Origin of the sequence: Micromonospora sp. B006 (genome assembly GCF_003408515.1) — a bacterium.
In the GTDB taxonomy this organism is placed as follows: domain Bacteria; phylum Actinomycetota; class Actinomycetes; order Mycobacteriales; family Micromonosporaceae; genus Micromonospora; species Micromonospora echinospora_A.
Genome location: NZ_CP030865.1, coordinates 6353511 through 6370614 on the forward strand (window position 1 = coordinate 6353511; position 17104 = coordinate 6370614).

The following is a 17104-nucleotide window of genomic DNA, read 5'->3' on the forward strand; positions in this document are numbered from 1 at the left end:
ATGGGAGCACTGCAGGGACGCGTCGTCGTCGTCACCGGTGCCGGCCGCGGCCTCGGCCGTGAGCACGCCCTGCTCGCCGCCGCCGAAGGCGCCTCGGTCGTCGTCGCCGACACCGGCGCCGCCGCCGACGGCACCGGCAGCGACCCGTCGGTCGTCGAGGCCGTCGCCGCCGAGATCACGAACGCCGGCGGACGGGCCGTGGCCAGCACCGCGGACGTCGCCACCACCGAGGGCGCCCGCGAGCTGCTCGCGCTCGCCCGCGACACCTACGGACGCGTCGACGGCCTCGTCAACAACGCCGGCATCCTGCGGGACCGGATGTTCGTCAACATGAGCGAGGACGACTGGGACGCGGTGATCCGTGGCCAGCTGCGCTCGACGTTCGCGCCGTGCCGGGTGTTCGCCGACCACTGGCGCACCGAGTCCAAGGCCGGCAACCAGCCGATCGCCTCGATCGTCAACGTCTCCTCGACCTCCGGCATCATCGGCGCCGTCGGGCAGACGAACTACGGCGCGGGCAAGGCCGCCATCGCCGCCCTCACCGTCATCCTCGCCCAGGAGATCGGCCGCTACGGCGTACGCGTCAACGCGATCGTCCCGGTCGCGCGTACCCGGATGACCCAGGACCTGCCCGGCATCGGCGAGATGGTCGCCGCCCCGGCCGACCCCGCCGCGTTCGACGTCTACCACCCGGGCAACGTCTCCCCGCTCGTCGCCTGGCTGCTCACCGCCGACGTGCCGGTGACCGGCGAGGTGTACTACGCCAAGGGCGGCGAGATCCGTCGCTGCGCGCCGTGGAGCTACGACTGGACCATCGACAAGGGCGCCCGCTGGACCGTCGAGGAGATCGCGAAGGAGATGGCCGCCCGTGTCTGACACCGGTCACACCGACGTCGCCGACTGGGCCGGCCCCGCCCACGGGCTGCTCTCCGGGCGCTCGGTGCTCGTCACCGCCGCGGCCGGCACCGGCATCGGCTTCTCGACGGCACGCCGCGCCGCGGAGGAAGGCGCGCGTGTCGCCATCAGCGACCGCCACGAGCGCCGCCTCGCCGCGTCCGCCGACGAAATCGAGCGCCGCACCGGGACCCGGCCGCTCGCGGTGCCCTGCGACGTCACCGACCAGGCGCAGCTCGACCACCTCATGGACACCGTCGCCGCCGAGTTCGGCGGCATCGACGTACTCGTCAACAACGCCGGCCTCGGCGGCACCGCGGCGGTGCAGGACATGACCGACGAACAATGGGACTCCGTCCTGTCGGTGACCCTGACCTCGACGTTCAAGGCGACCCGGTCGGTGCTGCGGCACATGATCCCGGCCGGCAGGGGGGTCATCGTCAACAACGCCTCCGTCATCGGCTGGCGCGCGCAGAAGGGGCAGGCGCACTACGCCGCGGCCAAGGCCGGAGTCATGGCGCTGACCCGCTGCGCGGCCCTCGACGTCGCCGAGCACGGCATCCGGGTCAACGCGGTGTCCCCGAGCATCGCGATGCACGCCCATCTGGCCAAGGTGACAAGCGACGAGCTGCTCGCACAGCTCTCGGGCCAGGAGGCGTTCGGCCGGGCCGCGGCGCCGTGGGAGGTCGCCAACGTCATCGTCTTCCTCGCCAGTGACTACTCGTCGTACATGACCGGCGAGGTCGTGTCCGTCTCGAGCCAGCACCCGTGACCACCCGCTGCGTGCCGGCGAACCGTGCCGACACGCGCGGACCAACGAAAGGAGCTCGTCGTGGCCAATCCCGACGCGCAGGGCGTCACCGGCGCCCCCTTCCGGCTCGACGTCGAACGCGGCAAGATCCGCGAGTTCGCGCTGGCCACCGGAGCGGCTGACGCGGACTACCTGCGGGAGGAGAACCCGGTCGTACAGCCGACGTTCCTCACGACGACCTTCTTCTGGCAGGGCGAGGACTCCAACCCGTGGTCCGCGGTCGAGCTCGACCAGCAGCGCGGCCTGCACGCCGAGCAGCAGTACACCTTCTTCGGCGAGCCGCCCCGCGCCGGCACCAGGCTCACCTGCCAGTCGCGCATCGGCGAGATCTACACCAAGGTGGGGCGTCGCGGCGGGGAGATGACCTTCGCCGTGATGTACACCGACTTCCACGACGAGACCGGGCGTCTCGTCGCCCGCGCCAAGCTCACCGGTGTCGAGACGGCCCGCCCGCCCGTCACCGGGGACGGAGCGTCCGCATGAGCGACACGACGGCCACCGCCCAGCCCCGTACGACAGAGGTCGTCCTGCCCGTCCCGGCGACGCCTCCGGCGCGCGCCTACGGCCCGGTGACCCGCACCGACTTCGTCCGCTACCAGGGCGCCTCGGGCGACATGAACCCGATCCACCACGACGAGGTCTTCGCCAGGGCGGCAGGGTTCCCGAGCCCCTTCTCGGTGGGCATGTGGCAGGCCAGCCTGCTCGGCACCTACGCCACCGACTGGCTCGGCGGCCCCAACGTGCGCGACTTCCGCATCCGGTTCCTGGCCCAGGTGTGGCCCGGCGACGTCCTCACTCTCGAAGGCGTTCCGCTGCGCACCTACGTGCTCGAAAGCGCGGACGGCCGTGAGGCCCGCGTCGACATCGAGCTGACCTGCCGGCGGCAGACCGGCGACACGGCCGTCACCGCGTGGGCGACGTTCGTGCTGCCCCTCGCCGCCGCCGGGGACGCGACACCCGAGGCCGGCGAGCAGCCCGAGACCACCGAGGAGCAGGCATGAGTCCCACGAGCCACGCGTCGGTGACGACGACGGTGCACCCCGACGGGATCGCCGAGATCGTCGTGGACAACCCGCCGGTCAACGCGCTGCCGGTGGCCGGCTGGTTCGCGCTCGCCGCCGCCCTCGACGCCGCCGGCGCCGACGAGTCGGTGCGTGTCGTCCTGCTGCGCGCCGAGGGCCGCGGCTTCAACGCCGGCGTCGACATCAAGGAGATGCAGCACACCGACGGCTTCACCGCGCTGCTCGGCGCCAACCGCGGCTGCTTCGCCGCGTTCAAGGCCGTCTACGAGTGCCCCGTCCCGGTCGTCACCGCCGTCCACGGCTTCTGCCTCGGGGGCGGCATCGGCCTGGTCGGCAACTCCGACGTCATCGTCGCCTCCGACGACGCCACCTTCGGCCTGCCAGAGGTCGACCGCGGCGCCCTCGGCGCGGCCACCCACCTGTCCCGGATGGTGCCCCAGCACCGGATGCGCGCCATGGTCTACACCTCGGCCACCGCCACCGCCCAGGAGCTGCACGCGTACGGCTCGGTGCACAGTGTCGTACCCCGGGAGCAGTTGCGTGCGACGGCGCTCGCCGTCGCGACCAGCATCGCCGAGAAGGACCCCACCGTGATCCGGGCCGCCAAGGCCTCGCTCAACGGCATCGACCTGTGGGACGTCAACCGCAGCTACCGCTTCGAGCAGGGCTTCACCTTCGAGCTCAACCTCAGCGGGGTCGCCGACCGGATCCGCGACGAGTTCGCCGGCACCGACAAGGCGGCGCGCCCGGGCAGCGAGGGCTGAGCCGTGCGGTCGATGGTGGTCCGCGAGCTCGGGGGTCCCGAGGTGCTCACGGTCTCGGACGGGCCGCAGCCGCAGCCCGGACCGGGGCAGGTACTCGTCGACGTCGTCGCCGCCGGGGTGAACTTTCCCGACGGCCTCATCGTCGCCGGCACCTACCAGACCAAGCCGGAGCTGCCGTTCGTGCCCGGCTGCGAGGTCGCCGGCACGGTCGCGGCGCTCGGCGACGGGGTGACCGGCCCACCCGTCGGCACCCGCGTCATCGGCTTCTGCGGCATCGGCGGCTACGCCACCCAGGTGCTCGTCGACGCCCGCATGGTCCACCCGTTGCCCGAGGGCGTCGACCTCGTCGAGGCCAGCACGATCCCCGTCGTCTACGGCACGTCCTACCACGGCCTCGTCGACCGGGCCGGCCTCGCCGCCGGCGAGACGCTGCTCGTGCTCGGCGCCTCCGGCGGCGTCGGCCTCACCGCCGTGCAGATCGGCAAGGCCCTCGGCGCGACGGTGATCGCTGCCGCGTCGAGCGAGGACAAGCGTGAGCTGTGCCTGGCGCACGGGGCCGACCACGCCATCGGCTACGACCACCTGACAGCGACGGTGCGCACGCTGACCGGCGACGCCGGCGCCGACGTCGTCTACGACCCGGTCGGTGGCGACGCCGCCGCCGCGGCGCTGCGTGCCCTCGCGTGGGCCGGGAGGTTCCTCACCGTCGGCTACGCGGCGGGCGTGATCCCGCAGGTCAAGCTCAACCGGCTGCTGCTCACCGAGGGCGCGGTGCTGGGGGTCCTCTGGGGCGCCTGGGCCAGGCGCGACCCGGCGGCGAACGCCGCCAACATGACGACGGTGCTGGAGTGGATCGCCGCCGGCCGGCTGAGGCCGCACGTCAGCGAGGTCTTCCCGCTGGAGGAGGCCGCCCGCGCGCTCGGCACGGTGCTGAACCGCGGCGCTCGCGGCAAGATCGCCCTCCGCACGAGCACAGGCAAGGAGTGACGGTGGCTGACGCGACCGACCTGACCCGGATGGACCTCGGCCCCGGCCCGCGCGCGAGCGAGCTGCTCGCGACGTTGCGTACGTTCATGGCCGAGCACGTCTACCCCGCCGAGAAGGTGTACGCCACCGAGCTCGCCGCCGCGGCCCGCGAGAACGGCGGGGTGTCCCACGTCCTGCCGCCGGTCGTCGAGGAGCTGAAGGCGACGGCGCGCGAGCTGGGGCTGTGGAACCTCTTCCTGCCTGACCTGTCGGGCCTCACCAACGTCGAGTACGCCTACCTGGCCGAGGAGACCGGCCGCTCGCCCTACCTCGCCCCCGAGGCGATCAACTGTGCCGCGCCCGACACCGGCAACATGGAGCTGCTGCACATGTTCGGCACGCCCGAGCAGAAGCAGCGGTGGCTGACCCCGTTGCTCGAAGGCACGATGCGCTCCGGCTTCTCGATGACCGAGCCGGACGTGGCCTCCTCCGACGCGCGCAACATCGCCACCTCGATCGTGCGTGACGGCGACGAGTACGTCATCAACGGACGCAAGTGGTGGACGACAGGCGCCGCCGACCCACGCTGCGCCATCCTCGTGCTGATGGGCAAGACGGACCCGCAGGCGGCCGTCTACCGGCAGCAGTCCATGATCCTCGTGCCGGTCGACACCCCCGGGGTGACGATTCTGCGTTCGCTGCCGATCTTCGGTTACCACGACCAGCACGGCCACTGCGAGATCCGGTTCGACGACGTACGGGTGCCGGTGACGAACCTGCTCGGCGCCGAGGGCGACGGTTTCGCGATCGCCCAGGCCCGCCTCGGCCCGGGCCGCATCCACCACGCGATGCGCTGTCTCGGCATGGCCGAGCGGGGCCTCGAGCTGATGGTGCGCCGGACGATGGCCCGCGAGGCGTTCGGCGGTCCGATCTCCGATCAGGGCGTGGTGCGGAACTGGATCGCCGAGTCCCGCATGGAGATCGAGCAGGCCCGCCTGCTCGTGCTCAAGGCGGCGTGGCTCATCGACCAGGTCGGCATCCAGGGCGCCGCGACCGAGATCGCCGCGATCAAGGTCGTCGCGCCCCGGGTCGCCCGCAACGTGCTGGACCGTTCGATCCAGGCGCACGGCGGTGGTGGGGTCACCGACGACTTCCCGATCGCCCGGATGTGGGCGAGCGCCCGCATCCTCGGCATCGCCGACGGCCCCGACGAGGTGCACCTGCGGACTGTGGCGCGTACGCAACTACGCCGCTACCGCGACACGCCGCCGACGGTTTCCGCCGGGACGGGACGGGATTGAGATGGATCTGACCTGGTCGGCGCAGGACGAGCAGTTCCGTGCGGAGGCCCGCGACTGGCTCGCCGCGAACGTGCCGCGGCAGCCGCTGCCCTCCGGGGACACCGCGGCGGGCTTCGCCGCCCACCTGGAGTGGGAGCGGGCACTGCACGCGGACCGGTGGTCGGTCGTGTCGTGGCCCGAGGAGTACGGCGGCCGTGCGGCCTCGATATGGCAGTGGCTCATCTTCGAGGAGGAGTACTACCGGGCCGGCGCGCCGCAGCGGGTGACGCAGAACGGCATCTTCCTGCTGGCCCCGACGATCTTCGAGTTCGGCACGAAGCAGCAGCAGGACGAACTGCTGCCCCGGATGGCAGCCGCGCAGGACCTGTGGGCCCAGGGCTGGTCGGAGCCGGGCGCGGGCAGCGACCTGGCGGGGATCAGCTCCCGGGCGGTGCGGGACGAGCAGGCCGGCGGGTGGCGCCTGAGCGGGCAGAAGACCTGGTCGACCCGGGGCGCGTTCTGCACCCACCTGTTCGGGCTGTTCCGCACCGATCCACAGGCGCAGCGGCACCGGGGACTGACGTACTTCCTCGTGCCGCTGGACGCCCCGGGCGTGACGGTGCGCGGGTTCGACCGGCTCGACGGTGACGAGGGCTTCGCCGACGTGTTCTTCGAGGACGCGTTCGTACCCGACTCGGCGGTCCTCGGCGGCGTCGACCAGGGCTGGTCGGTCGCGATGTCGACGACCGGTTCGGAGCGGGGACTGACGCTGCGCTCACCGGGGCGTTTCCTCAAGGCGGCAGCCGCGCTCGTGGCGCTCGCGGGCGAGCGGGGCGAGGCGGCGACCGACCTGCTCCGCGACCGGGTGGCGCGCTCGTGGATGCAAGCGCACGCCTACCAGCAGTTCACGTTGGCTCAGGTCACCGACATCGTCGAGGGTCGCCCGGCCGGTGCGCGTTCGAGCCTCAACAAGGTCTTCTGGTCCGAGCTGGACATCGCGTTGCACGAGACCGCGCTGGAACTGCTCGGCCCGGACGCGCTCGTCGACGGCCCGTGGACCCGCGGCTACCAGTTCTCGCTGTCGGGTCCGATCTACGCGGGCACCAACGAGATCCAGCGCAACATCATCGCCGAGCGCCTGCTCGGTCTGCCGAGGAGGTGATCAGGCGTGCGTTTCGCTCCGAGTGACGAGCAGCGGGAGCTGGAAGCGGTCGTCCGTCAGGTGCTCAGCGACCGGTGCCCGCCGCAGACGGTACGCGCCGGAGCCGGATCGGCGCAGGTGGCCGCACTGGCCGAGAGCCTGGCCGGCCTCGGTGTGGCGGGGCTGCTCGTGGCCGAGAACGACGGCGGGCTGGGCCTGGACGAGAACCACCTCGTGTCGGTCTTCGAGCAGATCGGGTACGCCGCCGCCCCGCTGCCGCTCACGGCGACCCTCGCGGTCGCTCCGGCGGTGCTCGCCTCGGGCGCCCCGGACCCGCTGGCGAAGCTTGTCGAGGGGGGCCTCACGGTCGGTGCCGACCCCGCGGAGACCGGGCACGTCGCGTTCGGTTCCGGTGTCGACCTGGTGCTGCGCGGCGGCTTCGGTGGGACGGGGCGCATCGAGATTCTCGACGTGTCCGACGCGGCGGCCTCGACGTCGCCGTCGGTGGACGTCGCGCTGGACCTGACCGGCTACGCCGGCGCGCGGCTCGTGGCGACAGTGGACGACCCGCAGGTGGTGCGGCTGGCCTGGGAGCGGGGGGTGCTGGCGACCTCGGCCGAACTCATCGGGCTGTCCCGACGGATGCTCGAACTCACGGTCGAGCACGTCCGCACCAGGGAGCAGTTCGGGGTGCCGATCGGCAGCTTCCAAGCGGTCAAGCACCACCTCGCCACGGCGCTGCTGCACCTGGAGTTCGCCGCGCCGATGGTGGCGACGGCCGGGTTCGAGCTGGCCGCGGGCGTCCCGGGCCGACTGCGCTCCCTGGCGACGGCCAAGGCCCTGGCGTCCGAGGCGGCGCACGTCGTGGGCCGGGCCGCTCTGCAGTGCCACGGCGCGATCGGTTACACGACCGAGTACGACCTGCACCTGTTCCTCAAGCGGTCGTGGGCTCTGGAGTCGTCGTGGGGCAGCGCCGCCTGGCACCGGTCGGCTCTGCTGGACGACCTCGGTGTCGGCCTGACCGGCGTGCGCCCCGCGTCCTGACCGCCGGCCCCGCACGACGTACACCCGACCCGCGAGAAGGAGATCCAAAGTGAGCGAGACCAGCGGCGTGGACCCGCAGGCGGAGGTCGTCCGGTACGAGACGCGGGGGCCGGTGGCCGTCGTGACGATGAACCGGCCGGAGTACCGCAACGCGCAGAATTCGGCGATGACCTACGCGCTCGACGACGCGTTCTACCGCGCGGCCGCGGACGACGAGGTGAAGGTCATCGTCCTGGCGGGGGCGGGGAAGCACTTCTCGGCCGGCCACGACATCGGCACGCCGGGCCGGGACATCGACTCGTCGTTCGACAGGCGTGCCGGCCTGTGGTGGGACCATGTGGGCAAGGCCGGGGCCGACAGCCGGTTCGCCCGGGAGTCCGAGGTGTACCTCGGGATGTGCCGCCGCTGGCGTGAGCTGCCCAAGCCGATGATCGCGATGGTGCAGGGAGCGTGTATCGCCGGGGGCCTCATGCTCGCCTGGTCGTGTGACCTGATCGTCGCCGCGGACGACGCGTTCTTCGCCGACCCGGTCGTCCGCATGGGAATCCCCGGCGTCGAGTACTTCGCCCACCCGTGGGTGATGGGTCCGCGCTTCGCCAAGGAGTTCCTCTTCACCGGCGACCGGATGCCGGCAGCGCGCGCCGCCGAGCTGGGCATGGTCAACCGGGTGGTCGCCCGAGACGAGCTCGAGGCGGAGGTCATGGGGCTCGCCGCACGCATCGCGCAGATGCCGCGCCTGGGTCTCGCGCTGACCAAGAAGGCGGTCAACCAGGCCGAGGACCTCATGGGCCTGCGGGACGGGATGGATTCGGTGTTCGGGCTGCACCACGTGGCCCACGCGCACAACGCCGAGGTGGGCAACGACTCCCTCGGTGGCCAGGACGCCCGGAGCATGCGTGACGCCGCGAGACAGGAAGGGTGATCGAAGCGATGAATATCGTCGTACTCGTCAAGCAGGTGCCTGATTCGGGCGCGGACCGCAGCCTGCGTGCTGACGACAACACCGTCGACCGCGGTTCGGCGAACAACGTCATCAATGAGATGGACGAGTACGCCATCGAAGAGGCGTTGAAGATCAAGGAAGCGCACGGTGGTGAGGTCACGATCCTGACGATGGGTCCGGACCGGGCGACCGAGTCGATCCGTAAGGCGCTGTCGATGGGCCCGGACAAGGCCGTGCACGTCGTGGACGACGCTCTGCACGGTTCCTGCGCGGTGGCCACCTCCAAGGTTCTCGCCGCTGCCCTCGGGCAGTTGAATGCCGACCTGGTCCTGTGCGGTGCGGAGTCGACCGACGGTCGGGTGCAGGTGATGCCGCACATGATCGCCGAGCGGCTGGGTGTGGCCGCGCTGACCGGTGCGCGCAAGCTCACCGTGGACGGGTCGACCCTGACGGTGGAGCGGCAGACGGAGGAGGGCTACGAGGTGGTGACCGCCTCGACCCCGGCCGTGGTGTCGGTGTGGGACACCATCAACGAGCCGCGGTATCCGTCGTTCAAGGGGATCATGGCGGCGAAGAAGAAGCCGGTGCAGACGCTGTCCCTGGGCGACCTGGGCGTGGCTGCGGCCGAGGTGGGCTTCGACGGTGCCACCAGCGCGGTGGTGGAGCACTCGAAGCGGCCGCCGCGTTCGGGCGGCGAGAAGATCACCGATGAGGGCGAGGGCGGCGTGAAGCTGGTCGAGTTCCTCGCTGCCGAGAAGTTCGTGTGAGGGGTCTGGTCATGTCTGAGGTTCTCGTCGTCGTCGAAGCCACGCGTGAGTTCGGCGTCAAGAAGGTCACCCTGGAGATGCTCACCCTGGCCCGCGAGCTGGGCACCCCGAGCGCTGTCGTTCTCGGTGGCGCCGGCGCCGCGCAGGCGTTGAGCGCGAAGCTGGGTGAGTACGGGGCGGAGAAGATCTACGCCGCTGAGGGTGAGGAGATCGACGGCTACCTGGTGGCCCCCAAGGCGACTGTGGTCGCCGACCTGATTAAGCGGGTGCAGCCGGCGGCCGTGCTGCTGGCCTCGTCGCAGGAGGGCAAGGAGATCGCCGCGCGGCTGGCGGTGAAGCTGGACAACGGCATCCTGACCGACGTGGTCGCCCTCGCGGCGGACGGCACCGCGACGCAGGTGGCGTTCGCCGGTTCCACGATCGTCAAGGCGAAGGTCACCAAGGGCCTGCCGCTGGTCACCGTCCGGCCGAACTCCCTCGCCCCGGTCCCGGCCGCGGCCACCCCGGCGGTGGAGCAGCTGTCGGTGTCGGTGACCGACGCGGACAAGCTCGCGAAGGTCGTCGAGCGGGTCGCGGAGCAGAAGGGCTCCCGCCCGGAGCTGACCGAGGCCTCGGTGGTGGTCTCCGGTGGTCGTGGTGTCGGTAACGCCGACAACTTCAAGCTGGTCGAGGAGATCGCCGACCTGCTCGGCGGCGCGGTCGGCGCGTCCCGCGCGGCCGTGGACTCCGGTTACTACCCGCACCAGTTCCAGGTCGGCCAGACCGGCAAGACCGTCTCCCCGCAGCTGTATGTCGCGTTGGGTATCTCCGGGGCGATCCAGCACCGCGCCGGCATGCAGACCTCGAAGACGATCGTCGCGGTCAACAAGGACGCCGAAGCGCCGATCTTCGAACTCGCCGACTACGGCGTGGTCGGCGACCTGTTCAAGGTCGTCCCCCAGGCCGCCGAGGAGATCCGCAAACGCAAGTGACACAGTCGTGTCGGTCATGCTGTGGATGGAGGACGGCGGATGGTGGGTGCAGCAGCGATGCGGGTCGAGCCCGATGACGTGACGGCGGACTGGACGCGTCCGGGCGTGTTCGAGGTGGCCACCGGGGTGTATCGCATCCCGCTGCCGTTGCCGCAGGACGGTCTGCGATCGGTGAACGTGTACGCCCTGGCGGGTGACGACGGCCTCGTGCTGGTCGACTCGGGCTGGGCCATCACGGCGGCCCGGCAGACATTGGATGCGGCCCTGGCTGCCCTGGGCGCGGGCCTCGCAGATGTCCGTCGGTTCCTGGTGACGCACGTGCACCGCGACCACTACGCGATGGCGGTGGCCGTACGGCGCGAGTTCGGCACCACGGTGAGCCTCGGCGAGGGCGAGGAACCCGCCATCCGCGAGCTGTCGGCTCCCGATCGTCGACCGATGTCCGAACACTGGCAGGCGCTGGTGCGATGCGGTGCGGGCGAGATCGTCGGAGCGCTGCGCGCGCGGGCCGAGTCGGCGCCGCATGACCCGACGGACTGGGCGGCGCCGGACGACTGGTTGACCGGGGGGACCGATGTCGTCCTGCCGACCAGGACCCTGCGGGTGGTGGCGACCCCTGGACACACCCGTGGCCACGTCGTCTTCGTCGACCGCGACGCGCAGCTGATGTTCACCGGCGACCACGTTCTTCCGCACATCACACCGTCCATCGGCTTCGAGGCGGTGGCCGCGACGCTGCCACTCGGGGACTACCTGGATTCGTTGCGGCTGGTCCGGTCTCTGCCCGACCAGCGGCTGCTGCCGGCGCACGGCCCGGTCGGCCCGAGTGTCCACGCGCGCGTCGACGAGCTTCTGCACCATCATGCGAAGCGACTCGACCAGGCGTGCGGGGTCGTGCGTGACGCGACGACGGCTTACGAGGCGGCGGGTCAACTGACCTGGACCAGGCGTGAGCGTGCCTTTGCCGACCTGGACCTGTTCAACCAGATGCTCGCCGTCACCGAGACGGCCGCCCACCTCGACCTGCTCGTGGCGCAGGGGCGGCTGAAGGCTGCCGACGTCGATGGAGTGCGCCGCTACGCCCCGGCGTGACCGCCACCTGGGCGCCAGTTGCAGTCCGTCATTGCTGACGACCATGGACCTCTGCTCTGCCATCGGCCACGTCGATGTCCAGGGGAGCCGGGACGATCTCCGTCGAGCTGTTCTCGGCGAATTTCCTGCGTCCGCGCAGGGTTTCCGTCCTACTGGTGGCAGCGCCAATCAGCCAGCGCCGACCAGGGAGGGGCTCGATCATGAAGGTCGTCGTCATCGGTGGCAGTGGGCTCATCGGCTCCAAGCTTGTGAAGATCCTCGATGCCCAGGGCCACGAGGCGGTGGCGGCGTCGCCGAAGACCGGCGTGAACACGCTGACCGGCGAAGGAGTGGTGGGGGCGCTGGCCGGCGCCGGCGCGGTCGTCGACGTGTCGAACTCGCCGTCGCTGGAGGGCAGCGCCGCGTTGGAGTTCTTCGAGACGTCCACGCGGAACCTCCTCGCCGCCGCCGCGGACGCCGGGGTGGGTCACTACGTGGCGCTGTCCGTCGTTGGCTCCGAACGGCTTTCGGACAGCGGATACATGCGGGCGAAGGTCGCCCAGGAGAAGCTCATCACGGCGTCCGGGCTTCCGTATTCGCTGGTGCACGCCACCCAGTTCTTCGAGTTCGTACAAGGGATCATCGACGCCGCCACGGACGGCGACGCCGTGCACCTCGCGCCGGTGCTCATCCAGCCGATGGCAGCGGACGACGTCGCCGCCGCGGTGGCCGAGGTCGTGGTCGGCGCGCCGACGTACGCCGTGGTCGAGGTCGGTGGCCCGGAGCAGTTCCGCCTCGACGAACTGGGACGATCCGTCCTCGAGGCGCAGCGCGATCCTCGTTCGGTGGTGGGTGACTCCGGCGCCCGGTATTTCGGTGCCGCGGTGGCCGAACGCTCGCTGGTTCCCGCCGACGGCGCCCGCATAGCCGGCACGCGCCTGGACGAGTGGCGAACGCGGGCGGCCCAGCGGCAGTGAGCCGGCGCGCTACGTGGGACTGAGGGTGCGTTCACGTGGGTGCGGAGGTCCGGCGCGTTGACAGCGGTGGGACCGGCTCAACGCGGTGAGTTCCAGTGCCGGAACAGCTTCTGCACCTCTGCGTGCCAGCGGACCGCACCGTCGACCCAGCCGGCGCCTGGTTGACCAGTGGTGGCATTGACGACCAGCGCAGGCAGGGAAGGCTCTCCAGTGGCGATGCACTCCTCGGCCACCTGGGCCAGAACGTGGCGCATCTGGTTGCGGAGATCGACGCCGGCCATGCCGATGGCTTGGCCCAGCTCGCCGTAGGTCAGCAGCGACCGTCGCATCGCGGCGATGATCAGCGCGGTACGTGCCATCCGGACCCACTGTTCCCGTTGCTCGCTCGGCATGCCCGCCAGCGTGGCACCCGCACATATAGTGATCGACCCTCGAACGGGCCGCCGTGGGCGGCCGTACGGGCAGATCGGCGATCGTCCGTGACGTGCCACGGACGTCGCCGATCCGCTACCGGGCGTCGTCCGGCCAAACGCCGATGAGCCCTTCGGCCGAGCTGACCAGATGGTCGGTCATCATGTGCTCGACCCGCTACCCGTCGCCGGACCGTATCGCTGTGAGAATTCCCTCGTGGTCGGCGTTGGAGCGTTTTGTCCACTGCGGCATCTCGAGCTACCTCTACCTGGTCGACCGGCGCGACGACATGATCATCTCGGGCCGGTCACCCTGTTCCCGACCGAGGTCGAGCACGTGCTCGGCGAGCACCCGAGCGTGCGCGAGGTGGCGGTGTTCGGCGCGCCCGACGGACGGTGGGGCGAGGCGGTGGTCGCCGCGGTGGCGCTGCGGCAGCCCGCGCCCGCCGACCCGCCGGCCGCGCTGATCGCCCACTGCCGCGACCACCTGCCGCGCTACAAGGTGCCGAAGCGGATCGTGGTGCTCGACGATCTGCCCAAGTCGGGGCACGGCAAACTCTCCCGCCGCCTGACCCGACAGCGTGTCGTCGGTGACAGCGCGGTCGTCCACGGCGCGGAGTGAGGTGTCGCGTTCCGCAGCCGGGAGTGCGGCCCGTCATCCGCCTGCCAGGGCAACGCCGTCGGGTGGCGGGTCGGTGAACAGCTCGGCGAGCCGGGCCTTGGTCCGGTCGGTGAGGATCTTGGTGGCGTCTTCTCCGAGTGGTGTCAGCGCATGCTGCCGTACCGCTGGGTGTTGTGCCGGCGCGGGGCAGATGAACACCGCGAGGATCCGCAGGGCCCGCAAGGCTTCTTCGTTGGAGATGAGGTCGAGCAACGGTACGCCGGAGAATGCCGCTACCTGGAACCCGCGCCACGCCTTGTCGACGAGCAGACCGACGACGGCTTCCGTGACGTTCGGCCGGCCGGCTTGCAACGGCGAGCGCAGGATCATGCCCTTCACCTGACCGGGGATGCTGTCGAAGCCGCGCCGGGTCACCTCGATGACCCGGGCCATGGCGATGAAGAGGTCGCACCAGCCGTGATGCCTGAGGTCGCGCCTGATGCCCTGGGCATCTGCGGCGGCGCGATCGAGCTCCGGTGTGATCTCCCGCCATGCTCCGCGCGCCATCTCTTCGGCGAGCGCGGTCACCTGCTCGGCCGGGGACGGGTAAGCCTCGGTCTCGCCCTCGGCGTGCGGTGGCGGGGCGGTGGCGAGCCAGTCTGCGATGTCGACGCGGGCGAGGTCGGTGGCGACCTCCCTGTTGACACGGTCGTTCTGCGCGCGCTGTGACCGATCCTGCGTCCAGGACAGCTTGTTCTCGAAGAACTCCCGTCGTCCGCGACGGCCTGCATCGTCGTGGTTGACGAGGTCGAGCCATCCCCGCACGCCGTGCTGAGAGCCGCCGCACTCGCTGCAGACGCAGCGATGTTTTTCAGCCTTCGCGCAACGAGGGTTGTGCCTGTCGGCGTCCATGTCGGGGCCACCTCGCTCATCCGGCAGGCCCGGGTCGCGGCGCGGCCGGAACGTTACTCAATGCAATTTGGTCGATACTTCACGTTACTTGTCGACCGACGTCAATGGAAGCCGGAACGGTCGGGCACCTCGAACCGTCCGGACGGTGTCGGAACGACGCGACCCGGTGGATGTCGGTCAGGGGCGCAGGGTGAGGCCCCGGTCTCCGGACGGCGACTGCCCGCAACGCCGCCGACCGAGCCGCGCCGGTCCCCACCGGAGAATCAAAGCGCCTGGATGTACGGTCCTTCGTCATGAGCTATGACCTGATCTTCGTACCCCGAGGCGACGACCAGTCCTGGGAGGACGCCCTGAGGGCGGCGGCGGAGGCCGACAGCGACGAGCGTCCAAATGCCGAGGCGTGGGACGGGATCGTGGCGGCGGCGCGGCAGGTGCTCGGTGAGGTCTCCGTGTTCGAGGGGGCCGACAATTACGAGATGACGCATGAGCCGACCGGCGTCCAGGTCAGCTACTACGCGGACGAGGTCAGTGTCACCGTGCCGTACTGGTACCGGGGCGGTGACGCCCGGGCCGTTGTCGCGGCGGTGTACCGGCTCGGCGCGGCCGTCGAGGCGGTCGCCGGCCTGTCCGGCTACGACCCTCAGGTGGAGCTGCCGTTGGCCGACGCCGCCGCGCGGCCGGAGTTGGCCGTCGCGGCCTTCGACGAGGTCGCCGAGTCCTTCGCAAGGCGCGGGGTCTCCAGTCCCAGCAACGGCTGAGCGCCTGCCCGGACGCCGGCAGGTCGCAGCGGCGGGGGACGCCCACGGTCGGGAGAGAGCGGTCGGATCGGCTGCGGCGTGCGACGCTCGTGGCGTGCGTAGCGTCTTTGTCTTCCCGGCCGTGCCGCAGGCCGCCGTCGTCGCCCTGCTCGACCGGCTGTCGCCGGATCAGAGACATCCGTGGCTGGTGGACGGATGCCTGTACCCGGATCTGACCGACGAGGACGAGCACCTGTACGCGGACTGGGAGCCGGCGGCGGTGCGGGCCCTGAGCCGCGCCCGCGGTGACCGGCCCAGGTGGGCGGTGCAGGTCGACGTCTCGGGCCGGGTCGACGGGACGGTGGAGGTCCGTCGCCTCACGTTGGCGCTGCTCGGTCGGGGCGGCGTCGCGATGGACGACTACTCCGACCATGTCTGGACGGCGGAACAGATCGCTGCCGACGTGACTGTGGACGGGCTGCGCTTCTTCGACTTCAGAGGCCACTACGAGCGGAGCCGGCTCGCCCGGTAGCCGGCCGACCGGGCAGGCCCCCGCCGCGCTCAACCGCCGACGCAACTCGTCTCCGCCCGGCACGTCGGTGCCACGAGGAACATTGGTGGTGGACGATGACCTCCCAATGGACCGGATGATTCTCGTCCGGATATTCCGTCGCCGCATTGAGAAAAGCGCAGCCCCGAAAACCGGAGGACTGGATTGTGGCGGCCGAATGGATGCCCTCGGTGCAGAAGCGAACGTTCGGTCCCGGCGACGACCGTCCGCCTCGCCGCACTCTCAGCTTCTTCTCAGGCGAAGAATTGTGGGAACCGGTTGCGCGGAGCCGGTTCCTCGCATAGCGGCGGGAGGACGCGCAGCCGTTGCGGCGGCGTTTTCCGAATCCCGCTGACAGGCGTTCCGCCAGTGCCGGATATTGGGTTTCGCAAACGTCGAACCGGCGTCGCCGGCCGGTCGCCCTGTGCTGTCCGGCTCTCCGTGGCAGATCACCCGAAAGGAATGTCAGATGAACGCTGCGCCTGACACGACCGGAATGCCCACCGTCGTACTCGTTCACGGGGCGTTCGTGGACGGGTCCAGCTGGAACGGGGTGATCGCCGATCTACAGCGCCGTGGCTACCCGGTCATCGCGGTCGCGAATCCGCTGCGCAGCGTGCAGGGGGACGCCGCCTACCTGCGCGCGCTCGTGGACAGCCTGCCCGGACCGGTCGTGCTCGCCGCCCACTCGTACGGCGGCGCGATCATCACCGAGGCCGCGGACGGCGCGGCCAACGTCCGGGCGCTGGTGTACGTCGCCAGCTTCAGCCCGGACGTCGGCGAGTCGGTGGCCGACCTGAACGCCCGGTTCCCCGGCAGCCAGCTCGCCGACAACATCCACGCGGTGCCGATCCCCGCTCAGGACGGCAGCGCGGACATGGACCAGTACGTCAAGCAGGAGACCTACCCGGACTTCTTCGCCCCCGACGTCCCCCGGGACGCCGCCGCGGTGATGGCGGCCACGCAGCGGCCGGCCGCGGCGAACACGCTGACCGACAGCGTGACGCGGGCTGCCTGGCGGAGCATCCCGTCCTGGACGCTGATCACCGCCCAGGACCTGGCGATCCCGCCGGATCTGCAGCGCTTCCTCGCCGAGCGGGCCGGATCCACGACGATCGAGGTCGCCGCCTCGCACGCGGTGACGGTCTCCCAGCCGGGCGCCGTCGCGGACCTCATCGACACCGCCGCCGGCGCCACGTCGATGTGACGTCACCCGGTCGGCAACCCGGTGTCGGTCGCGGGC

Annotated in this window: 21 protein-coding genes; 18 read left to right on the forward strand and 3 right to left on the reverse strand. The window is 71.0% G+C overall.

Annotated elements, in window-relative coordinates; translation table 11 throughout:
• The 13 genes from MicB006_RS28460 to MicB006_RS28520 are packed head-to-tail and all read left to right on the forward strand — an operon-like array spanning position 1 to position 11695.
• Positions 1-876, forward strand: coding sequence for an SDR family NAD(P)-dependent oxidoreductase (locus MicB006_RS28460; RefSeq protein ID WP_116510233.1), 876 nt, complete (start codon positions 1-3; stop codon positions 874-876).
• Positions 869-1666: an SDR family oxidoreductase gene (locus tag MicB006_RS28465; RefSeq protein WP_116510235.1), complete on the forward strand. Its 798-nt coding sequence runs from the start codon at positions 869-871 to the stop codon at positions 1664-1666. The genes MicB006_RS28460 and MicB006_RS28465 overlap by 8 nt, the downstream gene beginning before the upstream one ends.
• Before the next feature lie 60 nt (positions 1667-1726).
• Positions 1727-2188, forward strand: coding sequence for a MaoC family dehydratase N-terminal domain-containing protein (locus tag MicB006_RS28470; RefSeq protein WP_043324817.1), 462 nt, complete (start codon positions 1727-1729; stop codon positions 2186-2188).
• Positions 2185-2706 (forward strand): MaoC/PaaZ C-terminal domain-containing protein, encoded by a 522-nt coding sequence (locus MicB006_RS28475; RefSeq protein ID WP_116510237.1) that lies wholly within the window; start codon positions 2185-2187, stop codon positions 2704-2706. Before MicB006_RS28470 ends, MicB006_RS28475 begins: the two co-directional genes overlap by 4 nt.
• Positions 2703-3491 carry an enoyl-CoA hydratase family protein gene (locus MicB006_RS28480; protein ID WP_073831560.1) on the forward strand — a complete coding sequence of 263 codons (789 nt, stop codon included), beginning with the start codon at positions 2703-2705 and terminating at the stop codon, positions 3489-3491. The genes MicB006_RS28475 and MicB006_RS28480 overlap by 4 nt, the downstream gene beginning before the upstream one ends.
• 12 nt (positions 3492-3503) lie before the next feature.
• Positions 3504-4478 (forward strand): NADPH:quinone oxidoreductase family protein, encoded by a 975-nt coding sequence (locus MicB006_RS28485; protein WP_116511923.1) that lies wholly within the window; start codon positions 3504-3506, stop codon positions 4476-4478.
• 29 nt (positions 4479-4507) lie between these two features.
• Positions 4508-5758, forward strand: coding sequence for an acyl-CoA dehydrogenase family protein (locus MicB006_RS28490; RefSeq protein ID WP_116511925.1), 1251 nt, complete (start codon positions 4508-4510; stop codon positions 5756-5758).
• 1 nt (position 5759) lies between these two features.
• Positions 5760-6899: an acyl-CoA dehydrogenase family protein gene (locus MicB006_RS28495; RefSeq protein ID WP_116510239.1), complete on the forward strand. Its 1140-nt coding sequence runs from the start codon at positions 5760-5762 to the stop codon at positions 6897-6899.
• 6 nt (positions 6900-6905) lie between these two features.
• A complete protein-coding gene (locus MicB006_RS28500; RefSeq protein ID WP_116510240.1) occupies positions 6906-7922 on the forward strand; it encodes an acyl-CoA dehydrogenase in 1017 nt (338 codons plus the stop codon).
• 49 nt (positions 7923-7971) lie between these two features.
• A complete protein-coding gene (locus MicB006_RS28505; RefSeq protein WP_225980551.1) occupies positions 7972-8844 on the forward strand; it encodes an enoyl-CoA hydratase in 873 nt (290 codons plus the stop codon).
• A gap of 8 nt (positions 8845-8852) precedes the next feature.
• Entirely contained in the window at positions 8853-9632 is a 780-nt protein-coding gene (locus tag MicB006_RS28510; protein WP_116511929.1) for an electron transfer flavoprotein subunit beta/FixA family protein, read from the forward strand.
• An 11-nt stretch (positions 9633-9643) separates the two neighbouring features.
• Complete coding sequence (locus MicB006_RS28515; RefSeq protein WP_116510242.1) at positions 9644-10603, forward strand: electron transfer flavoprotein subunit alpha/FixB family protein; 960 nt, start codon at positions 9644-9646, stop codon at positions 10601-10603.
• Between the two features lie 57 nt (positions 10604-10660).
• Entirely contained in the window at positions 10661-11695 is a 1035-nt protein-coding gene (locus MicB006_RS28520) for an MBL fold metallo-hydrolase (RefSeq protein WP_116510244.1), read from the forward strand.
• Between the two features lie 28 nt (positions 11696-11723).
• Here MicB006_RS28520 and MicB006_RS31735 read toward each other — a convergent pair whose 3' ends face one another.
• Positions 11724-11912 carry a hypothetical protein gene (locus MicB006_RS31735; RefSeq protein WP_152037909.1) on the reverse strand — a complete coding sequence of 63 codons (189 nt, stop codon included), beginning with the start codon at positions 11910-11912 and terminating at the stop codon, positions 11724-11726.
• Between MicB006_RS31735 and MicB006_RS28525 the strand changes: the two genes are divergently transcribed.
• Entirely contained in the window at positions 11896-12651 is a 756-nt protein-coding gene (locus MicB006_RS28525; protein ID WP_116510245.1) for an SDR family oxidoreductase, read from the forward strand. The genes MicB006_RS31735 and MicB006_RS28525 overlap by 17 nt on opposite strands.
• A gap of 77 nt (positions 12652-12728) precedes the next feature.
• Here the strand turns inward: MicB006_RS28525 and MicB006_RS28530 are convergent, their stop codons facing one another.
• The gene (locus MicB006_RS28530; protein ID WP_116510247.1) at positions 12729-13043 is read right to left on the reverse strand and encodes a hypothetical protein; all 315 of its coding nucleotides are present in this window, start codon (positions 13041-13043) and stop codon (positions 12729-12731) included.
• A gap of 355 nt (positions 13044-13398) precedes the next feature.
• On the opposite strand from MicB006_RS28530, the gene MicB006_RS32645 reads away from it, so the two are divergent.
• Complete coding sequence (locus MicB006_RS32645; protein ID WP_161565972.1) at positions 13399-13683, forward strand: long-chain fatty acid--CoA ligase; 285 nt, start codon at positions 13399-13401, stop codon at positions 13681-13683.
• Positions 13684-13716: 33 nt separating this feature from the next.
• Here the strand turns inward: MicB006_RS32645 and MicB006_RS28540 are convergent, their stop codons facing one another.
• The gene (locus MicB006_RS28540; protein ID WP_152037910.1) at positions 13717-14574 is read right to left on the reverse strand and encodes a hypothetical protein; all 858 of its coding nucleotides are present in this window, start codon (positions 14572-14574) and stop codon (positions 13717-13719) included.
• Positions 14575-14867: 293 nt separating this feature from the next.
• Here MicB006_RS28540 and MicB006_RS28545 point away from each other — a divergent pair, with 293 nt between their 5' ends.
• The 3 genes from MicB006_RS28545 to MicB006_RS28560 all read left to right on the forward strand — a co-directional run bounded on the left by MicB006_RS28545 (position 14868) and on the right by MicB006_RS28560 (position 17068).
• Positions 14868-15332, forward strand: a complete 465-nt coding sequence (locus tag MicB006_RS28545; protein ID WP_116510251.1) for a hypothetical protein — start codon at positions 14868-14870, stop codon at positions 15330-15332.
• Between the two features lie 94 nt (positions 15333-15426).
• Positions 15427-15843, forward strand: coding sequence for a hypothetical protein (locus tag MicB006_RS28550; RefSeq protein WP_152037911.1), 417 nt, complete (start codon positions 15427-15429; stop codon positions 15841-15843).
• Between the two features lie 487 nt (positions 15844-16330).
• Entirely contained in the window at positions 16331-17068 is a 738-nt protein-coding gene (locus MicB006_RS28560) for an alpha/beta fold hydrolase (RefSeq protein WP_192900152.1), read from the forward strand.
• Positions 17069-17104 lie beyond the last annotated feature (36 nt).

Excerpts from the sequence above, each read along its gene's own strand:
- MicB006_RS28540 (WP_152037910.1), bottom strand. The coding sequence starts at position 14,574 with ATGGACGCCGACAGGCACAACCCTCGTTGCGCGAAGGCTGAAAAACAT.
- MicB006_RS28525 (WP_116510245.1), top strand. The coding sequence starts at position 11,896 with ATGAAGGTCGTCGTCATCGGTGGCAGTGGGCTCATCGGCTCCAAGCTT.
- MicB006_RS28485 (WP_116511923.1), top strand. The coding sequence starts at position 3,504 with ATGGTGGTCCGCGAGCTCGGGGGTCCCGAGGTGCTCACGGTCTCGGAC.
- MicB006_RS28510 (WP_116511929.1), top strand. The coding sequence starts at position 8,853 with ATGAATATCGTCGTACTCGTCAAGCAGGTGCCTGATTCGGGCGCGGAC.
- MicB006_RS28495 (WP_116510239.1), top strand. The coding sequence starts at position 5,760 with ATGGATCTGACCTGGTCGGCGCAGGACGAGCAGTTCCGTGCGGAGGCC.
- MicB006_RS28515 (WP_116510242.1), top strand. The coding sequence starts at position 9,644 with ATGTCTGAGGTTCTCGTCGTCGTCGAAGCCACGCGTGAGTTCGGCGTC.
- MicB006_RS31735 (WP_152037909.1), bottom strand. The coding sequence starts at position 11,912 with ATGACGACGACCTTCATGATCGAGCCCCTCCCTGGTCGGCGCTGGCTG.
- MicB006_RS28520 (WP_116510244.1), top strand. The coding sequence starts at position 10,661 with ATGCGGGTCGAGCCCGATGACGTGACGGCGGACTGGACGCGTCCGGGC.
- MicB006_RS28490 (WP_116511925.1), top strand. The coding sequence starts at position 4,508 with ATGGACCTCGGCCCCGGCCCGCGCGCGAGCGAGCTGCTCGCGACGTTG.
- MicB006_RS28480 (WP_073831560.1), top strand. The coding sequence starts at position 2,703 with ATGAGTCCCACGAGCCACGCGTCGGTGACGACGACGGTGCACCCCGAC.
- MicB006_RS28460 (WP_116510233.1), top strand. The coding sequence starts at position 1 with ATGGGAGCACTGCAGGGACGCGTCGTCGTCGTCACCGGTGCCGGCCGC.
- MicB006_RS28475 (WP_116510237.1), top strand. The coding sequence starts at position 2,185 with ATGAGCGACACGACGGCCACCGCCCAGCCCCGTACGACAGAGGTCGTC.
- MicB006_RS28560 (WP_192900152.1), top strand. The coding sequence starts at position 16,331 with ATGAACGCTGCGCCTGACACGACCGGAATGCCCACCGTCGTACTCGTT.
- MicB006_RS28530 (WP_116510247.1), bottom strand. The coding sequence starts at position 13,043 with ATGCCGAGCGAGCAACGGGAACAGTGGGTCCGGATGGCACGTACCGCG.
- MicB006_RS28545 (WP_116510251.1), top strand. The coding sequence starts at position 14,868 with ATGAGCTATGACCTGATCTTCGTACCCCGAGGCGACGACCAGTCCTGG.